Below are 1337 nucleotides of genomic sequence, written 5' to 3' on the forward strand. Positions count from 1 at the left end.
CTTCTTTACATTAAAAAAGCCCATCATTAATAATGGGCTAAAATATTTTATTAATTGTTAAATTATGGTATAATTTGTTATAGTAAGGAATTATAAATCGAAAGTGCTAAGAGTGGTTGTTTCTATACTTAGCCTACTTCTTCAAAGGAAGGAGGTGAGCCTCACTTTATTTTTTTATGGGGAGGTGAATTTATGGAAACAGTAGTGTTTAATGTTTGCCTAAATATTGTATCAAGTTTAATAGCTTGTTACATATATGATAAAGCAAAAAACCACTCAGACGCCAATAAGAGTGGTTTCAAAAGATAAATTGATTTTTAATTAACTTTAAGGAAACAATCACTCTTTGTATTAAGTAGATTAAATTCCTTACTTTTATTATACCACAAATACGTTTTTTGTAAAACAGATTCGTTTACAGTCAATAAATAAAAAATCACCAGATAAAGACGATTATTGATTCCAATTAATACATACTCAAAATAGATATATTATAAATCATTTCATTATTCAAAGTTCACTTCAATATCTTCAAGGTCTTTTTCATCTATATATTTCATTCTTATTTCTGTCTCAATAAGAAGTTCACAATCTACTATATTATTTATAATTTGTAACACCTCCTTAAATATATACCAGAGTATGAAAAGAGCCACTTGTTTAAGGTGGCATAGATAAGTAGAAATTCTTTATGTAAAATATTTTAATTTTCTGTTATCTGTATTATATCTTTATTCTACTCCTGTCGTCAATATAATATTAAATTTAACATATTGGTAATTTATGGTATAATATTTTTAGAGACTACAGTTTAGACTATTAGGGTGATGGCTCTTTAGTTAAAATCCCCAGGAAAGGGGGTGAGACTATGGAGTACTTAGTTTTATTTTTAATAATGATAATTATGATTACGAGAATAATAAATCATTTGACGAAGCTGATAGATGCAATCTTAAATTTGAAATCATCTATTAGAAAACTAAAGAATCACCAGACTGGAGGGTCTAGTGATTCTGAAAGTAATACATAAATCTATTATTTTTTTTATTGTTAACTTCAAGAACTACACCCTACTGCAAATAGTTTGTAGTCTCTTTTTGTTTTTATGATATAAATTTTATATCATTTATATCATAATTATACTCCAATATTGTCACAACTGTCAATGTTGTCATTATTCTAATTAAATAACTTTTTTAAAATAAAAAGCCATAATATTTTAATATTTAGTTTTTCTTACTATTTCTTTGGCAAGTTCATCTTGAGACTTTTTAATCATTTTTTCTACTTCTTTTAATATATCCCTATTCATAGTACCTTGTACACTAACTAATGGA

General features: G+C 25.9%; 1 protein-coding gene. It reads left to right on the top strand.

Annotation, left to right across the window (positions count from 1 at the left end):
* The first annotated feature begins 868 nt into the window (after nt 1–868).
* Entirely contained in the window at nt 869–1030 is a 162-nt protein-coding gene (locus IC219_RS21280; RefSeq protein ID WP_227831942.1) for a hypothetical protein, read from the top strand.
* Nucleotides 1031–1337: the final 307 nt, after the last annotated feature.

The organism is Clostridioides sp. ES-W-0018-02 (genome assembly GCF_020658175.1).
GTDB lineage: Bacteria > Bacillota > Clostridia > Peptostreptococcales > Peptostreptococcaceae > Clostridioides.